Origin of the sequence: Marichromatium sp. AB31, assembly GCF_003718685.1 — a bacterium.
Taxonomy (GTDB): domain Bacteria; phylum Pseudomonadota; class Gammaproteobacteria; order Chromatiales; family Chromatiaceae; genus Marichromatium; species Marichromatium gracile.
Map to the genome: position 1 here is coordinate 1 of NZ_RHFI01000008.1, position 19,336 is coordinate 19,336.

16 protein-coding genes and 1 tRNA gene are annotated in these 19,336 nt (G+C 67.7%); 6 read left to right on the forward strand and 11 right to left on the reverse strand.

The features are described from left to right. Positions 1-30 precede the first annotated feature (30 nt). The 6 genes from pheS to EBL84_RS07820 all read right to left on the reverse strand — a co-directional run bounded on the left by pheS (position 31) and on the right by EBL84_RS07820 (position 4,788). Complete coding sequence (gene pheS / locus EBL84_RS07795) at positions 31-1,062, reverse strand: phenylalanine--tRNA ligase subunit alpha (protein ID WP_123140304.1); 1,032 nt, start codon at positions 1,060-1,062, stop codon at positions 31-33. Positions 1,063-1,333: 271 nt separating this feature from the next. Further along, the gene (gene rplT, locus EBL84_RS07800; RefSeq protein ID WP_005220602.1) at positions 1,334-1,690 is read right to left on the reverse strand and encodes a 50S ribosomal protein L20; all 357 of its coding nucleotides are present in this window, start codon (positions 1,688-1,690) and stop codon (positions 1,334-1,336) included. A gap of 27 nt (positions 1,691-1,717) precedes the next feature. Next, the gene (gene rpmI, locus EBL84_RS07805) at positions 1,718-1,915 is read right to left on the reverse strand and encodes a 50S ribosomal protein L35 (protein ID WP_005220599.1); all 198 of its coding nucleotides are present in this window, start codon (positions 1,913-1,915) and stop codon (positions 1,718-1,720) included. Between the two features lie 155 nt (positions 1,916-2,070). Next, positions 2,071-2,604 carry a translation initiation factor IF-3 gene (infC, locus tag EBL84_RS07810; protein WP_123140427.1) on the reverse strand — a complete coding sequence of 178 codons (534 nt, stop codon included), beginning with the start codon at positions 2,602-2,604 and terminating at the stop codon, positions 2,071-2,073. Positions 2,605-2,669: 65 nt separating this feature from the next. Then, complete coding sequence (gene thrS, locus EBL84_RS07815; protein WP_123140305.1) at positions 2,670-4,586, reverse strand: threonine--tRNA ligase; 1,917 nt, start codon at positions 4,584-4,586, stop codon at positions 2,670-2,672. Positions 4,587-4,711: 125 nt separating this feature from the next. Further along, positions 4,712-4,788, reverse strand: a tRNA-Val gene (locus tag EBL84_RS07820). A gap of 253 nt (positions 4,789-5,041) precedes the next feature. On the opposite strand from EBL84_RS07820, the gene EBL84_RS07825 reads away from it, so the two are divergent. After that, positions 5,042-6,565: a fumarate hydratase gene (locus EBL84_RS07825; RefSeq protein WP_123140306.1), complete on the forward strand. Its 1,524-nt coding sequence runs from the start codon at positions 5,042-5,044 to the stop codon at positions 6,563-6,565. A gap of 63 nt (positions 6,566-6,628) precedes the next feature. Here the strand turns inward: EBL84_RS07825 and EBL84_RS07830 are convergent, their stop codons facing one another. Continuing rightward, the gene (locus tag EBL84_RS07830; RefSeq protein WP_005220592.1) at positions 6,629-6,865 is read right to left on the reverse strand and encodes a BolA family protein; all 237 of its coding nucleotides are present in this window, start codon (positions 6,863-6,865) and stop codon (positions 6,629-6,631) included. Between the two features lie 277 nt (positions 6,866-7,142). Continuing rightward, positions 7,143-7,382 carry a hypothetical protein gene (locus EBL84_RS16880; RefSeq protein ID WP_132229909.1) on the reverse strand — a complete coding sequence of 80 codons (240 nt, stop codon included), beginning with the start codon at positions 7,380-7,382 and terminating at the stop codon, positions 7,143-7,145. Here EBL84_RS16880 and EBL84_RS07835 point away from each other — a divergent pair. Then, positions 7,368-8,948 (forward strand): peptide chain release factor 3, encoded by a 1,581-nt coding sequence (locus EBL84_RS07835; protein ID WP_123140307.1) that lies wholly within the window; start codon positions 7,368-7,370, stop codon positions 8,946-8,948. The genes EBL84_RS16880 and EBL84_RS07835 overlap by 15 nt on opposite strands. Positions 8,949-9,059: 111 nt before the next feature. Here the strand turns inward: EBL84_RS07835 and rimI are convergent, their stop codons facing one another. Next, positions 9,060-9,572 carry a ribosomal protein S18-alanine N-acetyltransferase gene (gene rimI / locus EBL84_RS07840; RefSeq protein WP_123140308.1) on the reverse strand — a complete coding sequence of 171 codons (513 nt, stop codon included), beginning with the start codon at positions 9,570-9,572 and terminating at the stop codon, positions 9,060-9,062. A gap of 212 nt (positions 9,573-9,784) precedes the next feature. Between rimI and nifJ the strand changes: the two genes are divergently transcribed. Next, positions 9,785-13,384, forward strand: a complete 3,600-nt coding sequence (nifJ, locus tag EBL84_RS07845) for a pyruvate:ferredoxin (flavodoxin) oxidoreductase (RefSeq protein WP_123140309.1) — start codon at positions 9,785-9,787, stop codon at positions 13,382-13,384. A 33-nt stretch (positions 13,385-13,417) separates the two neighbouring features. Beyond that, on the forward strand, positions 13,418-14,434 hold the full coding sequence (locus tag EBL84_RS07850) for a dihydroorotate dehydrogenase-like protein (RefSeq protein WP_123140310.1): 1,017 nt from the start codon (positions 13,418-13,420) through the stop codon (positions 14,432-14,434). A gap of 3 nt (positions 14,435-14,437) precedes the next feature. Here the strand turns inward: EBL84_RS07850 and EBL84_RS07855 are convergent, their stop codons facing one another. Together EBL84_RS07855 and soxB are read right to left on the reverse strand one after the other, a co-directional pair. After that, on the reverse strand, positions 14,438-15,946 hold the full coding sequence (locus EBL84_RS07855; RefSeq protein ID WP_190287911.1) for a diguanylate cyclase domain-containing protein: 1,509 nt from the start codon (positions 15,944-15,946) through the stop codon (positions 14,438-14,440). Beyond that, a complete protein-coding gene (gene soxB, locus EBL84_RS07860; protein WP_123140312.1) occupies positions 15,946-17,727 on the reverse strand; it encodes a thiosulfohydrolase SoxB in 1,782 nt (593 codons plus the stop codon). Before soxB ends, EBL84_RS07855 begins: the two co-directional genes overlap by 1 nt. Positions 17,728-18,060: 333 nt before the next feature. Between soxB and soxX the strand changes: the two genes are divergently transcribed. Both soxX and soxA read left to right on the forward strand, forming a co-directional pair. After that, positions 18,061-18,441 (forward strand): sulfur oxidation c-type cytochrome SoxX, encoded by a 381-nt coding sequence (gene soxX, locus EBL84_RS07865; protein WP_123140313.1) that lies wholly within the window; start codon positions 18,061-18,063, stop codon positions 18,439-18,441. A gap of 45 nt (positions 18,442-18,486) precedes the next feature. Continuing rightward, positions 18,487-19,326: a sulfur oxidation c-type cytochrome SoxA gene (soxA, locus tag EBL84_RS07870; protein ID WP_123140314.1), complete on the forward strand. Its 840-nt coding sequence runs from the start codon at positions 18,487-18,489 to the stop codon at positions 19,324-19,326. Positions 19,327-19,336 lie beyond the last annotated feature (10 nt).

Sequence of the window (19,336 nt, forward strand, 5' to 3'; positions counted from 1 at the left end):
ATCTAGGCGCGCGGCGCGCTCCAGCGCGCCTCAGGCGAACTGTCGCAGGAAGCGCAGATCGTTGTCGAAGAAGAGTCGGAGGTCGTCGATGCCGTAGCGCAGCATCGCCAGTCGCTCCACGCCCATGCCGAAGGCGTAACCCTGGTGGCGGTCGGGGTCGATGCCGACGTGGCGGAACACCTCGGGGTAAACCATGCCGCAGCCCAAGACCTCGAGCCAGCCGGTGTGCTTGCACACCCGACAGCCGTCGCCGCCGCACATCACGCACTGGATGTCGACCTCGGCGGAGGGCTCGGTGAAGGGGAAGTAGGAGGGGCGGAAACGCAGCTCCAGATCGCGCTCGAAGAAGTTGCGCAGGAAGTCGTAGAGCACGCCCTTGAGGTCGGCGAAGCTCATCTGCTCGTCGACCACCAGACCCTCGACCTGATGGAACATCGGGGTGTGGGTCAGGTCCGAGTCGCAGCGATAGACGCGCCCCGGGGCGATGAGCTTGAGCGGCGGCGCCTGCTCCTCCATCACCCGCACCTGCACCGGCGAGGTGTGGGTGCGCAGCAGCAGCTCGGCGTTGAAATAGAAGGTGTCGTGCATCGCCCGGGCGGGATGATGCGCGGGGATGTTGAGCGCCTCGAAGTTGTGATAGGCGTCCTCGACCTCGGGGCCCTGCTCGACGGCGAAGCCGGCGTCGGCAAACAGCCGCTCGATGCGGCGCAGCGCGCGGGTGACCGGGTGCAGACCGCCGGCGGAGGTGCCGCGTCCGGGGAGGGTGACGTCGATGCGCTCGGCGGCGAGGCGGGCCTCGAGCGCGGCCTGTTCCAGCGTCTCGCGACGTGCGTCGAGCGCGCTCTGGACCTGACCCTTGGCCTGGTTGATGCGCTGCCCGGCGACGGGACGCTCGGCCGGCGGCAGGGTGCCGAGCCGTTTCAGCAACGCGGTCAGCTCGCCGCTCTTGCCCAGATAGCGCACCCGCGCCTGATCGAGCGTGGCGAGATCGGGGGCGGCGGCGATGGCCGCGAGCGCCGTCTCGCAGAGGGTGTCGATATCGAGTCCGATTTCTTCTGCCATACCTGGATCTTCCGACAGGGGTGTCTGTTGAACGGCCTGCCAGCCCCATGACGCAAAAAGAGGGAAAGACCGGGGCCTTTCCCTCTTCCGTTCGGCGGCTACGCAGGCGGGATGGCGGCGAGCGCGGGGCGGGTCGCGATCTCGGCGACGCACCCCTGGCGTTGTCGAGCGACCCGATCCCTGGGAAGGTGTTGCAGGCAGACGCTCGTCACGCGCCCATACCGACCGCCGTCACCGGCGTGGTCAGCCGAGGCGGACCACGCCGCGCGCCTCAAGCCAGCGCTTCCTTCGCCTGAGCGGCGAGCGCGGCGAAGGCGACGCTGTCGTGGTAGGCGATGTCGGCCAGCACCTTGCGGTCGACCTCGACGCCGGCCATCTTCAGACCGGCGATCAGGCGGCTGTAGGACAGACCGTTGGCACGCGCAGCGGCGTTGATACGGGCGATCCACAGGGCGCGGAACTGACGCTTTTTCTGGCGACGGTCGCGATAGGCGTACTGGCCGGCCTTGATGACGGCCTGCTTGGCGACGCGATAGACCTTGCGGCGGGCACCGTAATAACCCTTGGCCTCGTTCAGAACCTTCTTGTGGCGGGCGCGAGCGGTAACACCGCGTTTCACTCGTGGCATGTGGAGTCTCCGGTTGGAATCAGCGGGTTAGCAGTAAGGGATCATGCGCAGCGCTGCACGCACATCCGACTTGTGGATGCGCTGCGGCGCACGCAGCTGACGCTTACGCTTGGTGCTCTTCTTGGTCAGGATGTGACGCCGGTGGGAGGCGTTGCACTTGACCGAACCGGATGCGGTGCGCTTGAAGCGCTTCGCGGCTCCGCGGTTGGATTTCAGCTTGGGCATTCGATACTCCGCTATTTGCTGATCTTTTGTTTTTACAGCGACGGCAACGAACCGACGACGCCACATCGCCCGACCGTCGTGTCGACGACGGTCGGGCGGCGGCCACGCCGGGGCGTGCTCTTCGGGGAAGAGGATCGACGATCCGTTCGGTGTCGCTATTTCTTCTTGGGACCCAGCACCATCACCATCTGCCGCCCTTCCATCTGCGGCTGCTGCTCGACGGTACTGATCTCGGCCAGGTCGCTCTCCACGCGCCGCAGCAGCTCGAGCCCGAGTTCACGGTGAGCATGCTCGCGACCACGAAAACGCATGGTGACCTTGGCCTTGTCCCCTTCCTGCAGGAAACGCGTCAGGTTGCGTAGTTTGACCTGATAGTCTCCCTGATCCGTTCCAGGACGGAACTTGACTTCCTTGACCTGAACCTGCTTTTGCTTCTTCTTGGCTTCGTTCTTCTTTTTCTTCTGATCGAAGAGAAAACGACCGAAGTCCATGAGCCGACACACCGGCGGATCGGCATTAGGAACGATCTCGACCAGATCGAGCGACGCTTCCTGGGCGAGGGTGAGAGCCTCTCGCGTACTGACGACGCCGACCTGGTTACCGTCCGCGCCGATCAGACGTACCTCCTGTACGTTGATTTCCTTGTTGACGCGGTTTCTCTTTGGTGCAGCGATAGCAGGTTCCTCCAAAAGCACAGATCACGATCGATCGGGCATCAGGCAACGTCGATCGTCGTCCGCGCAGCCCGACCGGGTTAGGCGATTCGGTTTGTCATCTCCTCGCCTACACGCTCGACAAAGGCGTCGAGCTCGAGCGTTCCGAGATCTTGGCCCTTGCGGTCACGCACGGCGACGGAGCGGGTTTCCACCTCGCGGTCACCGATGACGAGCAGATAGGGCACCCTCTGCAGGGTGTGCTCGCGGATTTTAAAGCCGATCTTCTCGTTTCTCAAGTCGGTCTCAACACGCAAGCCCTTTGCACGCAAGGTCTTAGCGATCTCAGCGACATAGTCGGCCTGGCGATCGGTGATATTGAGCACCACCACCTGCACCGGAGCGAGCCACAGCGGCAGCAGGCCGGCGTAGTGTTCGATGAGGATACCGATGAAACGCTCGACCGAACCGAGCACCGCGCGGTGGATCATCACCGGGGTCTGCTTGCTGTTGTCCTCGGCGATGTAGTGCGCGCCGAGCCGCCCCGGCATCGAGAAATCGACCTGGATGGTACCGCATTGCCAGGCGCGACCGATGCTGTCGTGCAGGGTGAACTCGATCTTGGGACCGTAGAAGGCGCCCTCGCCCGGCTGTACCCGATACTCGAGTCCCTTGGCGTCGAGCGAGTGCTTGAGCGCCGCCTCGGCCTTGTCCCAGAGTTCGTCGCTGCCGACCCGCTTCTCGGGGCGCAGCGAGAGCGCCAGCTCGATGTTGTCGAAGCCGAAATCGCGATAGGTCTCGAAGACCATGTCGATGAGGGTGGCGACCTCGGGCTGGAGCTGCTCCTCGGTGCAGAAGACGTGGGCGTCGTCCTGAGTGAAGCGACGCGCGCGCATCAGCCCGTGGAGGGTGCCGGAGGGCTCGTTGCGATGAACCACGCCGAACTCGGCCATGCGCAGCGGCAGGTCGCGATAGCTCTTCAGCCCCTGGTTGTAGAGCTGGATGTGGCCGGGGCAGTTCATCGGCTTGATCGCGAAGTCGCGATCGTCGAGCTGGGTGGTGAACATGCTCTCGGCGAACTTCTCCCAGTGCCCGGAGCGCTCCCACAGCGAGCGATCGAGCACCTGCGGGGTCTCGACCTCCTGATAGCCGTACTCTTCCAGCTTCTCGCGCATGTACTGCTCGGCGAGGCGGTAGACCACCCGGCCCTTGGCGTGCCAGAAGGCCATGCCCGGGGCCTCGTCCTGGAAGTGGAAGAGATCGAGCTGCTTGCCGAGCTTGCGATGATCGCGCTTCTCGGCCTCTTCCAGACGACGCAGATAGGCCTTGAGTTCCTTCTTGTCGCGCCAGGCGGTGCCGTAGATGCGCTGCAGCATGGCGTTGGCCGCATCGCCGCGCCAGTAGGCACCGGCGAGCTTGGTCAGCTTGAAGCCGTTGCCGAGCTTGCCGGTGCTCGGCAGGTGCGGACCGCGACAAACGTCGAACCAGTCACCCTGGCGATAGAGGGTGATGGTCTCGCCTTCGGGGATGGCGTCGATGATCTCGACCTTGTAGTGCTCGCCGAGCTCGGCGAAGACCCGCTTGGCCTCCTCGCGCGACAGCTCCTCGCGCACGATCGGCAGGTTGCGCTTGACGATCTCGTGCATCCGCGCCTCGATCCGCTCGAGGTCGTCGGGGGTGAAGGGCTCGTCGCGGGCGAAGTCGTAGTAGAAGCCGTTCTCGATCGCCGGGCCGATGGTGACCTGGGTGCCGGGGTAGAGCTCCTGGACGGCCTGGGCCATCACGTGCGCGGCATCGTGACGGATCAGCTCGAGGGCGGTCTCCTCGTCCTTGCTGGTGACGATGGCGAGTTCGACATCGCGATCGATGCGATAGGAGGTGTCGACCAGCTCGCCATCGACGCGACCGGCGAGCGCCGCCTTGGCGAGACCGGGACCGATGGATGCGGCAACATCGTGAACACTGACCGGCGCGTCGAACTGACGCGTCGAGCCGTCGGGAAGGGTAATCTGAGGCATGCGCGGACCTTGGGTGTTCAGTGGTGATCGATACGAGGGATCACATGAAAAAAAGCCGCCAGCCTCCTTGGTCGTCGCCACCGTAGTGGGGCATACTGACGTTTGGAGACTGACGGCCCGGTGTTTGGTAGGCGCAATTGGACTCGAACCAACGACCCCCACCATGTCAAGGTGGTGCTCTAACCAACTGAGCTATGCGCCTGTCGTCGTGAGCCATGTATACTACAGACCCTTCCCTGATCGCGCAACCCCTTTTTTGAAAAAAATGACAATCGAGGGTTTCTGACCCTTCGTCCATGTAATCAACGCGCGGGCGCGCGCGAGGCGGCACGCCAAACCCGATTGATATACTGGCGCGAACAGACCGGCCGCCGGCGATGGCGACCACTGCAACACGGGGCGCGCCATCGATGACGGCGAGCCCCTCCCCCACAGCCAAACAGCCACGAGAGACGATGACCACCATTCGCGAGTCTGACTTCGTCGAGAGCATCGCCGATGCCCTTCAGTTCATCTCCTACTACCACCCGCAGGACTACATCCGCGCCCTGACCGCGGCCTACGAGGCCGAGGAGTCGCCGGCGGCCAAGGACGCCATGGCACAGATCCTCGTCAACTCGCGGATGTGCGCCGAGGGCCGGCGCCCGATCTGCCAGGACACCGGCATGGTGGTGGTCTTCCTCAAGGTCGGCATGGAGGTGCGCTGGGAGACCGACAAGAGCGTGCAGGCGATGGTCGACGAGGGCGTGCGCCGCGCCTACACCCACCCCGACAACCCGCTGCGCGCCTCGATGGTCACGCCGCCGATCGGGGCGCGCAAGAACACCCGCGACAACACCCCGGCGATCGTGCACATGGAGCTGGTGCCGGGCGACAGCCTCGAGGTGAAGATCGCAGCCAAGGGCGGCGGCTCGGAGAACAAGTCCAAGTTCGCCATCCTCAACCCCAGCGACAGCCTGGTCGACTGGGTGCTGAAGACGGTGCCGACCATGGGCGCCGGCTGGTGCCCGCCGGGGATGCTCGGCATCGGTGTCGGCGGCTCGGCCGAGCAGGCGATGCTGATGGCCAAGGAGGCGCTGATGGAGCCGATCGACATCCACGAGCTGCAACAGCGCGGCGCCGAGGACGAGATCGAGGCGCTGCGTCTGGAGCTGATGGAGAAGGTCAACGCGCTCGGCATCGGCGCCCAGGGGCTCGGCGGACTGGCGACCGTGCTCGACGTCAAGATCCACACCTACCCCACCCACGCAGCCTCCCTGCCGGTGGCGATGATCCCCAACTGCGCGGCCACCCGGCACGTCGAGTTCACCCTCGACGGCAACGGCCCGGCCAGGCTCGAGCCGCCGCGCCTGGAGGACTGGCCGGCACTGGAGTGGGACGGCGCCGCCGGCGCGCGTCGGGTCGATCTCGACACCCTCACCCGCGAGCAGATCGCCGCGTGGCAGCCGGGCGAGCGCCTGCTGCTCTCGGGCAAGCTGCTGACCGGACGCGATGCCGCGCACAAGCGCATCACCGAGATGCTCGCGCGCGGCGAGTCGCTGCCCGAGGGGGTCGACCTCACCAACCGCTTCATCTACTACGTCGGCCCGGTCGACCCGGTCGGTGAGGAGGTGGTCGGCCCGGCCGGTCCCACCACCTCCACCCGCATGGACAAGTTCACCGAGCAGATGCTCGCCGAGACCGGGCTGATCGGCATGGTCGGCAAGGCCGAGCGCGGCCCGGCGGCGGTGGAGTCGATCGCGCGACACGGCGCGGTCTATCTGATGGCCGTCGGTGGCGCCGCCTATCTGGTGGCCAAGGCGATCAAGTCCTCGCGCCTGGTCGCCTTCGAGGACCTGGGCATGGAGGCGATCCGCGAGTTCGAGGTCGAGGACATGCCGGTCACGGTCGCCGTCGACAGCCGCGGCGGCGCGGTGCATCAGAGCGGCCCGGCCGAGTGGCGCGCGCGCATCGGCAAGATCCCGGTCGAGATCGAGTAAGACGGGCCGGGCGACGCCGCAAGGCGTCGTCTGGGTGCCGCGCAGGCGGCACCCGCCCTGCCCTCACCCCGCGGCGCGCTGCGCCGGGGTCAGGGTGCGGATCGAGATGGCGTGCAAGGCGCCGCTGGCGATCTCCGCCTTGACCGTCTCCATCACCAACCGCTGCTTGGCCAGCGGCGTCAGCCCCTCAAACCGCTCGCTGACCACCACCGCGTCGAAGTGCTCACCATCGCCGGTGACCTCCACCTCGGCCTCGGGCATCCCCCGACGAATCAGATCGGCAACCGCTGTCGTCTCCACGTCTCGACTCCTGCGCAGGCTTGAGAATGAACGCGCGCCGACTCGGCGCACCCGCCAGAGATTGGTGCGGCGCGGCCCTGGCTCAAGCCACGGCCAGCGGCCAGCGGCCAGCTACCAGCTACCAGCTACCAGCTACCAAGGGGATTGAACCGCAAAGCCGCGAAGGACGCGAAGGACGCGCAGAGAAGAAAGGCTTGCAGTCACCAGTCACCAGCTGCCAGCTGCCAGCTGCCACCCACCGTGGGAAGCCGGCACCACCGCCGAGACCTCGATTCCATCAAGTCTTCTTCGCGCCCTTCGCGGCTTTGCGGTTCGAATCAGCATCCAGCCTCCGGTCGGCGAAGCTGGTGTGCTTGATCGGCGATTGACGGGCAAGACGGTATCTTGGCGGTTCAACCATTTCCCCGCCCGAGCCGCCCACCCGGCGGATGAACGCAACCGGGTCGCGGGGATATAATTGATGGTTTTCCCAGTCCGCAGCCAGCAACGCCAGACACCTCTTATGAGCGAGCTTCAAGCGCAACTCGACAAACGTCGTACCTTCGCCATCATCTCCCACCCCGACGCCGGCAAGACCACCCTCACCGAGAAGCTCCTGCTGTTCGGGGGCGCGATCCAGCTCGCGGGCACGGTCAAGGGGCGCAAGGCCGCCCGCCACGCCACCTCCGACTGGATGGAGCTGGAGAAGCAGCGCGGCATCTCGGTGACCTCCTCGGTGATGCAGTTCCCCTACGGCGAGGCCACCGTCAACCTGCTCGACACCCCCGGCCACGAGGACTTCTCCGAGGACACCTACCGCACCCTCACCGCGGTCGACTCGGCGCTGATGGTGATCGACGTGGCCAAGGGCGTCGAGGACCGCACCATCAAGCTGATGGACGTCTGCCGGCTGCGCGACACCCCGATCCTCACCTTCGTCAACAAGCTCGACCGCGAGGGCCGCGACGCCATCGAGGTCCTCGACGAGATCGAGGAGGTGCTGAAGATCCAGTGCGCGCCGGTGACCTGGCCGATCGGCATGGGCAAGCGCTTCCGCGGCGTCTACGACCTGCGCGACGGGCGCACCCATCTGTTCTCGGCCCAGCACGGCGGGCGCATCGTCGAGGGCGAGGTGATCGAGGGGCTCGACAACCCGCGCATGGACGAGGTGCTCGGCGATCAGGCCGAGGAGCTGCGCGAGGAGCTGGAGCTGGTCGAGGGCGCGAGCCACCCGCTCGACCTCGAGGCCTACCGCGCCGGGCGCCAGACCCCGGTGTTCTTCGGTTCGGCGATCAACAACTTCGGCGTGCGCGAGCTGCTCGACGCCTTCGTCCAGTACGCCCCGCCGCCGCGCCCGCGCAACACCCTGCAGCGCCCGGTCGAGCCCGCCGAAGAAGGCTTCACCGGCTTCGTGTTCAAGATCCAGGCGAACATGGACCCCGCCCACCGCGACCGCGTGGCCTTCATGCGGGTGTGCTCGGGTTGCTACCGCAAGGGCATGAAGATGCGTCACGTACGTATCGGTCGCACCATTCAGATCGCCAACGCCATCACCTTCCAGGCCGATGAACGCCGTCACGTCGAGGAGGCCTGGCCGGGCGACATCATCGGTCTGCACAACCACGGCACCATCCAGATCGGCGACACCTTCACCGAGGGCGAGGAGCTCAAGTACGAGGGCGTGCCCTACTTCGCCCCCGAGCTGTTCCGCCGCGTGGTGCTCAAGGACCCGCTGCGGATGAAGGCGCTGCAGAAGGGCGTGGTGCAGCTTGCCGAGGAGGGCGCGACTCAGGTCTTCCGCCCGCTCAAGAACAACGACATGATCCTCGGCGCGGTCGGTGTGCTGCAGTTCGACGTCGCCGCCTACCGCCTCAAGGACGAGTACGGCGTCGACGCCATCGTCGAGGCCGTGAACGTCCAGACTGCGCGCTGGGTGAGCTGCGACGACGCCAAGCTGTTCGAGCGCTTCAAGGACAAGAACTACGAGTATCTCGCCCTCGACGGCGACGACCAGCTCGTCTATCTCGCCCCCACCCGCGTCAACCTCAGCCTCGCCGAGGAGCGCTGGCCCGAGGTCCGCTTCTCCGCCACGCGCGAGCTGTAAGGCAACGCGACCAGCCGCCAGCCACCGGCCCCCAGTGGGCGCGGACGCTGGGGGTTGGTGCCCCCCCTCACCCCAACTCGATCCTACGGGGATGCGCGCCGGCGACGGCCATCACCTCGACCCACTGGTGGCTGGCGACTGGAAGCCGGCGACTCCCGATCCGAGTTCCCGCGCCAGCACCAGGGCGTCCTCGCGGCCGTTGGCGGCGGGGTAGTAGCCGCGACGACGGCCGATCTCGCAGAAGCCCTCGGCCTCGTAGAGTGCGCGCGCGGCGGTGTTGGAGGCGCGCACCTCGAGAAAGGCGGTCTGCGCTCCCTTGGCGCGGGCGCGCTCGACCAGCGCGCGCAGCAGGACGCGACCGAAGCCGCGACGCTGGCAGTCGGGATGGACGGTGATGTTGAGCACGTGACACTCACCGACCGCCACCGAAACCACCGCATGGGCCACCGGCCTGCCGTCGAGCTCGCCCACCCGGCAGTCGTAGCCGGCGCGCAGACAGTCGCGCATCACCCCCTCGCTCCAGGGGTGGGGATAGGCCGCCCGCTCCACCATCATCACCGTCGCGAGGTCGGTCTCGCGCATCTCGCGCAGGGCCAACCCCGCCTGTTCGATCACTGCATTCATCAGGGTTCCTGACATCATCCCCGTCGGTCGATCGCCGCTTGCCCGGCGATCAAAAGCATTCACAGATAGCGACTATAGTTGATCGGGGCGACGTGCCGGACGCCGGATGACAGACCGGCTCGCGCCCCAGTGGTCGGGACAGCCTCCGGACCAGGGGTCACGAGCAACCGCCGCGCCCCCGCTCCAGCCACCTCGCAACCCGGGACAGATCGATGTCGCACACAGAAATGGTCTCGCTCGACGGCAACGAAGCCGCGGCCTACATCGCCCACATGACCAACGAGGTCATCGCCATCTACCCGATCACCCCGGCCTCGCCGATGGGTGAGTGGTCGGACGAGTGGTCCTCGCTGGGGGTCACCAATCTGTGGGGCACGGTCCCCGACGTGATCGAGATGCAGAGCGAGGCCGGTGCCGCTGGCGCGGTCCACGGGGCGCTGCAGGCGGGGTCGCTCGCGACCACCTTCACCGCCTCGCAGGGGCTGCTGCTGATGATCCCCAACATGTACAAGATCGCCGGCGAGCTGACCCCGACGGTGATCCATGTCTCGGCGCGCTCGCTGGCCGCCCAGGCGCTGTCGATCTTCGGCGATCACGGTGACGTCATGGCCTGTCGCGGCACCGGCTTCGCGATGCTGTGCGCGGCCTCGGTGCAGGAGGTGATGGATTTTGCGCTGATCGCCCAGGCCGCGACCCTGGAGAGCCGGGTGCCCTTCCTGCACTTCTTCGACGGCTTCCGCACCTCGCACGAGGTCAGCAAGATCGCGCGCATCCCGCGCGAGACGGTGCGCGCGCTGATCAGCGAGGAGCAGGTACGGGCCTGTCGCGCGCGCGCCCTCAACCCCGACCGACCGGTGATCCGCGGCACCTCGCAGAACCCCGACGTCTATTTCCAGGGGCGCGAGTCGGTCAACCCCTACTATGAGGCCACCGCGGAGATCGTCGCCCGGGTGATGACCCGCTTCGCCGGACACACCGGTCGTCACTACCAGCCCTTCGACTATGTCGGCGCACCCGACGCCGAGCGCGTGCTGGTGCTGATGGGCTCGGGGATCGGGGCGGCCGAGGAGACCATCGAGCACCTGGTCGCGCGCGGCGAGCGGGTCGGGCTGGTCAAGGTGCGGCTGTTCCGTCCCTTCGCGCCCAAGGCGCTGCTCGCCGCGCTGCCCGCCAGCGCCGCGCGGATCGCGGTGCTCGATCGCACCAAGGAGCCCGGCGCCGACGGCGAGCCGCTCTACAAGGACGTGCTCACCGCCCTCGCCCAAGCCCATGCCAGCGGCGCGCGCGCGACGATGCCTCGGGTGATCGGCGGGCGCTTCGGGCTGTCCTCCAAGGAGTTCACCCCGGCGATGGCCAAGGCGGTGCTCGACGAGCTCGCCGCCGAGCAGCCGCGCTGCCCCTTCACCGTCGGCATCATCGACGACGTCGGCCACACCAGCCTCGACTGGGACCCCGCCTTCCGCCCCGACGCCAGCGCCGGCGTGAGCGCCTGCGTCTTCTACGGACTCGGCTCGGACGGCACCGTCTCGGCCAACAAGAACTCGATCAAGATCATCAGCGAGGAGACGCCCAACTACGGCCAGGGCTATTTCCAGTACGACTCCAAGAAGGCCGGCGCGGTCACCATCAGCCATCTGCGCTTCGGCCCGCGACCGATCTCCAGCACCTATCTGATCGGCGCCGACGAGGCGCAGTTCGTCGCCTGTCACCAACCGACCTTCCTCGAGCGCTACGACATGCTCGCGCTCGCCGCCCCCGGGGCGACCTTCCTGCTCAACAGCGCCGCCCCGCCCGATCAGGCGTGGAACGGCCTGCCACGGTCGATGCAGCAACAGATGATCGACAAGGGGCTCGCCTTCTATGTCGTCGACGCCTATGGCATCGCCGCCGCGACCGGCATGGGACGGCGCATCAACACCATCATGCAGACCTGCTTCTTCGCCATCTCCGGGGTGCTGCCCCGCGACGAGGCCATCACCCACATCAAGGAGGCGGTGCGCAAGACCTACGGACGCAAGGGCCAGCGCCTGCTCGATCGCAACTATCGCGCGATCGACGCCGCGCTCGCCGGGCTGCACCAGGTCAGTGTGCCGGCGACGCCGAGCAGCGACTTCGAGCGCCCGCCGGTGGTCCCGGCCGATGCCCCCGAGTTCGTCCGCCAGGTCACCGCACCGCTGATCGCCGGACTCGGCGACCGGCTGCCGGTGAGCCTGATGCCCGCCGACGGCACCTGGCCGACCGGCACCACCCGCTTCGAGAAGCGCAACATCGCGCTGCAACTGCCGCTGTGGGAGCCGGAGCTGTGCACCCAGTGCGGCAAGTGCCCGCTGGTCTGCCCGCACGCGGCGATCCGCGCCAAGGTCTATCCGGAGGAGACGCTGGCGAGCGCGCCCGCGGGCTTTCTCAGCGCCCCGGTCAAGGGACGCGACTTCCCCGCCGGACACCGCATCAGCTACCAGATCGCCCCCGACGACTGCACCGGCTGCGGGCTCTGTGTCGAGGTCTGCCCGATCCGCGACCGCAAGGACCCGAGCCGCAAGGCGCTCAACCTGGTCGAGGCCGGCGAGATCCATGCCGCCGAGCAGACGCACTGGGACTTCTTCCTCGATCTCCCCGAGTACGACCGCACCCAGCTCGAACCGACCAAGATCAAGCACGCGATGCTGATGCAGCCGCTGTTCGAGTTCTCCGGGGCCTGTGTCGGCTGCGGCGAGACGCCCTACGTCAAGCTCGCCACCCAGCTCTTCGGCGACCGCATGCTGATCGCCAACGCCACCGGCTGCTCCTCGATCTACGGTGGCAACCTGCCGACCACGCCCTACACCACCGATCCCGAGGGCCGCGGACCGACCTGGAACAACTCGCTGTTCGAGGACAACGCCGAGTTCGGCCTGGGCATGCGCCTGGCGATCGACAAGCAGCGCGATCAGGCGCGCGAGCTGCTCGGTCGGCTCGCCGACACCATCGGCGTGGGGCTGGCGCGCGAGATCCTCGAGGCCGGGCAGTCCGACGAGGCCGGCATCCACGCCCAGCGCGCACGCATCGAGCGGCTGCGCCTGGCGCTCAGCGGCATCGACGCGCCCGAGGCGCGACTGCTCGAGGGGCTGTGCGATCAGCTGGTCAAGCGCAGCGTGTGGATCGTCGGCGGCGACGGCTGGGCCTACGACATCGGCTACGGCGGTGTCGATCACGTGCTCGCCAGCGGACGCGACGTCAACCTGTTGATCCTCGACACCGAGGTCTATTCCAACACCGGCGGCCAGACCTCCAAGGCCACCCCGCTCGGCGCCGTGGCCAAGTTCTCCGCCGGCGGCAAGCCGACCTTCAAGAAGGACCTGGCGCTGATGGCGATGGCCTACGAGAACGTCTATGTCGCCCAGGTCGCCTTCGGCGCCAAGGACGTGCAGACGGTGCGCGCCTTCCTCGAGGCCGAGTCCTACCCCGGCCCCTCGGTGATCATCTGCTACGCGCCCTGCATCGCCCACGGCGTCGATCTCTCCAACAACCTGCGCCAGCAGGACATGGCGGTCAACTCGGGACACTGGTCGCTGCTGCGCTACGACCCGCGCCGCGCCGCCGCCGGCGAGCACCCGCTGCACATCGACAGCAAGCCGCCGAGCCTGCCCTATCGCGACTTCATCGCCACCGAGACCCGCTTCAGCGTGCTCGAGCGCATCCACCCCGAGGCCGCCGAACGCTACCTGCAACAGGCCCAGCGTCATGTGCAGACACGCTTCAGCCTCTACGAGCAGCTCGCGCAGATCGCGCTGCAGAAGGCGCCAGCGGCCGATGCCGACGAGCACAACCACTGAACACACCGTCCCGGACCGAACACGGAGCCGATCATGGATCTAGCGACCAAGTATCTGGGTCTCGACCTCAGCAACCCCTTCGTCCCCTCAGCTTCGCCGCTGTCGCGCAGCCTCGACCAGGCGCGCGCGCTCGAGGACCACGGCGCCTCGGCGATCATCCTCTGGTCGCTGTTCGAGGAGGCGGTCAGCGCCGAGTCCGAGGCCATGGTGCGCTTCCTCCACCACCAGGAGATCGGCTTCGCCGAGGCCGATGACGGCTTCCTGCCCGACTATCACGACTTCGACAGCCCGCTCGAGCAGTACCTGGCGCACATCGGCCGGCTCAAGGCGGCGCTCGACATCCCCGTCATCGCCAGCCTCAACGGCGTCACCCCCGGCGGCTGGATCGCCCATGCCGGCGAGATCGAGCGTGCCGGGGCCGACGCCCTGGAACTCAACGTCTACTATGTCGCCGGCGACATTGGTCAGGACGGCGCCACGGTCGAGGCACGCTATCTCGACCTGCTGCGCGACCTGCGCGCTCACGTCGCCATCCCCATCAACATGAAGCTCTCGCCGAGCTTCAGCTCGCTCGGCCACCTGATCGGTCAGCTCGCCGCCGCCGGGGCCAACGGGGTGGCGCTGTTCAACCGCTTCTATCAGCCCGACATCAACATCGACACCCTGCGCCTGCAGCCGAGCCTGCACCCCTCGACCTCGGCCGAGGCGCTGCTGGCGATGCGCTGGATCGCCCTGCTCCACGGTCGCTTCGAGGGCCTGTCGCTGGGCGCCACCGGCGGCGTGCACACCGCCGCGGACGCGATCAAGCTGCTACTCGCCGGCGCCGACGTGGTACACCTGTGCAGCGCGCTGCTCGCCCACGGCCCGGCCTATCTCGGCGAGGTGATCGGCGGGGTGGAGCAATGGATGGAGGAGCAGGGGTTCGAGTCGGTGGAGGACTTCCGTGGCCGGGTCAGCGCCCTGGCCGTGCCCAACCCGGCGGAGTTCGAGCGCGCCAACTACGTCAACGTGCTCGACAGCTACAGCGCCTCGCCCGGGGTCAGGCTGTGAGCCTCAGCCGGCGAGCGCGTGACGGCGCGGGGCGTCGTCGACCCCCGGGGTGAAGAAGCGATAGCGCCCCTTGCCGGCGAGCTTGGCCTGATACATCGCCTGATCGGCGCGGCGCAGCAGCAGATCCGGGGTGATCTCGTCGCCCTGCTTGAAGCAGCTGACGCCGAGGCTGGCCGAGACCTGCACCAGGTGATCGGTGATCGGCATGGGGCGCGAGAGCGCCTCGAGCAGACGATCGAGCAGCGGCGCGACTTCGGCGATCCCGCCCGGATCGAGCAGCACGGCGACGAACTCGTCACCGCCGAGCCGGGCGACGGTATCGCCCTCGCGCAACACCCCGCGCATCCGCACGGCGAGGCCGGCGAGCAGACGGTCGCCGGCCTCGTGACCGAGCCCGTCGTTGACCGCCTTGAAGCCGTCGAGGTCGAAATAGACCAGCGCCAGGGCGCCGCCACGTCGCTGCACCTGAGTCATCGCCTGCTCGAGCCGATCGAACAGCAGCGCGCGGTTGGGCAGCCCGGTGAGGCCGTCGTAGTGCGCCGCCTGTTCGAGCCTGCGCTGTTGCAGCTTGAGCGCGGTGATGTCGTGATAGAGCAGGACATAGTGCTGCAACGCGCCCGCCTCGTCGCCGACCGCGGTCATGGTGATCATCGCCACATAGCTCTCGCCGCCCCGTCGTCGGCCCCAGAACTCGCCCTCCCAGTGGCCCTGATCGGCCAGGGTCGTCCAGATCGCCTCGACGGTGACGGCATCGCTGCCACCGAGCAGCCCGACGCCGGACTCGAGCACCGCCGGACGGCGACCGAGCAGGGTCTCGCGCGACTCGCCGGTGATCTCGACGAAGGCGGCATTCAGGTCGACGATGACCCCCTGCGGGTCGGTGATGACGATGCCCTCGCGGGCATGGGTGAAGACGTTGGCGGCGAGCTGGCGCGCCTCCTCGGCACGGCGCCGCTCGGTGATGTCGCGCACGCTCACCAGTACGCCGTCGATCTCCGTGCCCTGATCGCGGTAAGGGGCATAGATCACGTCGAGATAACAGCGCCCGGTGCTGGGCCGCTCGAACCAGGCCTGATAGTTGACCGTCTCGCCGGCCAGACAGCGCGCCAACCGCGGCGCCACCACGCGCTCGAAGGTCTCGGCGCCGAGCAGCTCGCGGGCCGAATGGCCGACGATGTCGTCATAGCGACGCTCGAAGATGCGCAGATACGACTCGTTGACCAGCAGATAGACGGCATTGCGGTCGATCAGCGAGATCGAGTCCTGGGTCGCCGAGACCACCTGGCGATAGCGCCGCAACGCCTGCTCGGCGGCACGCCGCTGTACGACCTCGCGACGCAGTCGCCGATTCCAGATCAAGAAGGTCACCACCAGCAGCAACAACGGTCCGATCAGCCACGCCGGCTCGATCAACCCCGCCACCGGCTCGGCGCTGGCCGCACCGCTCCAACCCACGGCCACCACCGCACCCGCCACGCGCCACACCGCGACGCGCCCACTGCCATCACGCACTAAACCTCTCCTGGATAATCGGCGATGCCGGGGTTGTCGGCGACACCGGCGAGACGTGGGGTCTCGAGCCGGGCGATGTCGATCCGCTCGCGATCGCGCAGATAGGTCGCCACCGTCTCCCAGATCGGCTCGCCCTCGGCCTGGGCGCCGACGCTCGCCCAGCCGGCCACCACATAGCGCTTGTCGGCCTCGATGGGAGTGCCGTCGGCGAGACGCAGCGACCGGATCCGCGAGCCGATCGCCGCGCCCGGCTCGCAGACATAGTCGAGCCCGCCGCTACGCACCATGTCGCCACCCTGCTGGACATAGGGATCGGGGTTGAAGAGGTTGTCGCAGACGTCCTCGAGGATGGCCTTAAGCTCGGCGCCGGTCATCTCGCGCCGATAGGTCTCGGGGTAGGTGATGCAGGTCTGGTCGAGCACGTGTTCCATGGTGATGGTCTGGCCCGGCAGCAGGGTGGTCCCCCAGCGGAACCCGGGCGAGAGGGCGATCTCGGCGTCCTTGACCGTGCGCAGCGCATCGCAGATGAGCTGGTCGAAGGTGCCGTTGAAGTTGCCGCGACGATACAGCGTCTGCCCGGCCACCGCCAGGGGCTCTTCGAGGCGCGCGCGATAGGGTGCACGCACCCCGGCGATATAGTCGGTCATCTCCGGATCGGGCGCGATCAGGTCGGAGAACACCGGCAGCAGCCGATAGCGGAAGTCGCGCAGCCCCCCGGGGCCGGCATCGAGGTCCATCACCCCGAGGAACTTGCCGTTGGAGCCGGCGTTGGTCACCAGGGTGCGCCCGCCCGGGTTGTCGACCACCTGCGGCGCGGGCACGCCGTCGTGGGTGTGACCGCCGAGGATCAGATCGATGCCGCGCACCCGCGAGGCGAGCTTGAGATCGACGTCCATGCCGTTGTGCGAGAGCAGCACCACCAGCGCCGGGCGCTCGCGCTCACGCACCCGATCGACGATCTCCTGCAGCCGCCCCTCCTGGATGCCGAAGGTCCAGTCGGGGATGAATCGGCTCGGATTGGCGATCGGGGTATAGGGGAAGGCCTGGCCGATCACCGCCACCCGCACCCCGCCGGCCTCGCGGATCACATAGGGGTCGAAGGCCAGCCCGAGGTCCTCGTCGAAGCCGGCGAAGTCCTCGAAGCGATAGTCGAACAGCGCCTCCTCGCGCACCTTGACGTTCTGCGCGACGAAGTCGCCGGCGAAGGCGGCGATGTTGTCGATCACCTCGGCATCGCGATAGGTGAACTCCCAGTGCCCGGTCATCACGTCGACGCCGAGCAGGTTGCAGGCGCCGACCATGTCGCGCCCACGGGTCCAGTAAGCCGTCCCCGAGCCCTGCCAGGTGTCGCCGCCGTCGAGCAGCAGGGTGGCCTCGCGCCCGCGCTCGGCGCGCAGCCGCTCGACCAGGGTACGCAGCTGGGCAAAGCCGCCGACCCGGCCGAAGCGCTCGGCCTGCTCGGCATAGTCGAGATAGGTCAGCGCATGGGCCTCAAGCCCCCCCGGTGCGACCCCGAAGTGATCGAGCAGCGCCTGCCCGACCAGGTGCGGCGCACGCCCGCGCGCCGCCCCCAGCCCGAGGTTGACGTTGGGCTCGCGGTAGTAGACCGGGTTGAGCTGGGCATGGGTGTCGGTGATGTGGAGCAGCCGGAGGTTGCCGAAGACCGGCAGGTCGTAGGGATCGGCGGGGATGCGCCGTGCGGCGCGGGCACTGAGCGGGAGCATGCCGGCGGCGCCCGCGAGGGCGAGCAGGCGCACGAAGTCACGTCGCGACAGGGTCATCGGGGATGTCCTCCTGCTGGGTTCTCTCGGGCTCGGCATCGGGCCGTGCGGACTAACAAGACAAAGAAATCGGCGCTCCCGCCACGATTGCAAGACACCCCGCGACGACATCGAAGGTGTCACGACGAGATTGAAAACACCGGTCGTCACCTTCACTTTCGGCGCACGGGGCGGCGCACACAATAACGATAGAAGACATCCGGTACCGTTCGACCCGGCGCGCACCGCTCCACGATGCGCGCGACACCACGATGCTCGACCGGATCGCCGACGATCACGCCCCTGGCCGCCCCAGACCACCACCGTCACCAACGGAGATCCAGGAGGCCCCGCATGAGCTCGTCCCCGCACCCCAGGCTGGTGCTGACCGCACTCTCGCTCACCCTGGCGCTCGGCACCGCTCCGACGCGCGCCGAGATGCCCTCCGACCTCACGCTCGAGGGCGACATCGAGGCCGGGCGCATCGTCGCCACCACGCGCGCCAAGGGCAATTGCGTCGCCTGCCACGTGATCGCCGGCGCCGAGAGCCCTGGCGCCATCGGCCCGATACTGATCGCCATGCAGACCCGCTACCCGAGCAAGCGCGCGCTCGCCGAACAGATCTGGAACCCCACGGCGCAGAACCCCGAGGTGGTGATGCCGCCCTTCGGCAAGCACGAGATCCTCACCGAGCGGGAATTCGCTGATGTGGTCGAGTTCATCTGGTCGCTCTGAACAACCGCGCCCCGCAGCCGCCGCCCACCCCGGAGGTCAGACCGCATGACAGCTAAATCCAGCCATCGCGCCCTGGCACTGCTCGCCGGCGCACTGCTCGCCGCCCCGGTCGCGGCCGGTCCCGAAGAAGACCGCGCCGCCTTCCAGCAGTATTTCGAGACCCGCTTCCCCGCCATCGCCACCGAGGACTTCATCAACGGCGCCTACGCGCTCGACCCGGTCGGGCGCGAGAACTGGGAGGCGATCGAGGAGTTCCCCCCCTACGAAACCGCCCTCAGCAAGGGCGAGGAGATGTGGAACACCCCCTTCGCCAACGGCCAGGGCTATGCCGACTGCTTCCCCGACGGGCCGGCGATCGCCGGGCGCTATCCCCACTGGGACCGTGAGCGCGGCATGGTGATCACCCTGCCGCTGGCGCTCAACGACTGCCGCGCGGCCAACGACGAACCACCGCTGAAGTACAAGAAGGGCCCGATCGCCGACCTGGTCGCCTACATCGCCTTCGCCTCGCGCGGCCAGATCACCGCCGTCGAGATCCCCGAGGACGACCCCCGCGCGCTGGCCGCCTACGAACAGGGCAGACAGTTCTATTTCGCCCGTCGCGGCCAGCTCAACTTCGCCTGCAGCCACTGCCACATGGGCAATTCGGGCACCACGCTGCGCACCGAGATCCTCAGTCCCGCCTACGGCCACACCACCCACTTCCCGGTCTATCGCTCCAAGTGGGGCGAGATGGGCACCCTGCACCGCCGCTTCAGCGGCTGCAACGAGCAGGTCCGCGCCAAGGCCTTCCCCGCCCAGGGCGAGGAATATCGCAACCTGGAGTTCTTCATGACCTACATGAACAACGGTCTGCCGCTCAACGGCCCGGGCGCGCGCAAATGATCCCGGCCCA

Coding starts and splice junctions, on each gene's coding strand:
- pheS (WP_123140304.1), bottom strand. CDS start 1,062: ATGGCAGAAGAAATCGGACTCGATATCGACACCCTCTGCGAGACGGCG.
- rplT (WP_005220602.1), bottom strand. CDS start 1,690: ATGCCACGAGTGAAACGCGGTGTTACCGCTCGCGCCCGCCACAAGAAG.
- rpmI (WP_005220599.1), bottom strand. CDS start 1,915: ATGCCCAAGCTGAAATCCAACCGCGGAGCCGCGAAGCGCTTCAAGCGC.
- thrS (WP_123140305.1), bottom strand. CDS start 4,586: ATGCCTCAGATTACCCTTCCCGACGGCTCGACGCGTCAGTTCGACGCG.
- EBL84_RS07825 (WP_123140306.1), top strand. CDS start 5,042: ATGACCACCATTCGCGAGTCTGACTTCGTCGAGAGCATCGCCGATGCC.
- EBL84_RS07835 (WP_123140307.1), top strand. CDS start 7,368: ATGAGCGAGCTTCAAGCGCAACTCGACAAACGTCGTACCTTCGCCATC.
- rimI (WP_123140308.1), bottom strand. CDS start 9,572: ATGAATGCAGTGATCGAACAGGCGGGGTTGGCCCTGCGCGAGATGCGC.
- nifJ (WP_123140309.1), top strand. CDS start 9,785: ATGTCGCACACAGAAATGGTCTCGCTCGACGGCAACGAAGCCGCGGCC.
- EBL84_RS07850 (WP_123140310.1), top strand. CDS start 13,418: ATGGATCTAGCGACCAAGTATCTGGGTCTCGACCTCAGCAACCCCTTC.
- soxB (WP_123140312.1), bottom strand. CDS start 17,727: ATGACCCTGTCGCGACGTGACTTCGTGCGCCTGCTCGCCCTCGCGGGC.
- soxX (WP_123140313.1), top strand. CDS start 18,061: ATGAGCTCGTCCCCGCACCCCAGGCTGGTGCTGACCGCACTCTCGCTC.
- soxA (WP_123140314.1), top strand. CDS start 18,487: ATGACAGCTAAATCCAGCCATCGCGCCCTGGCACTGCTCGCCGGCGCA.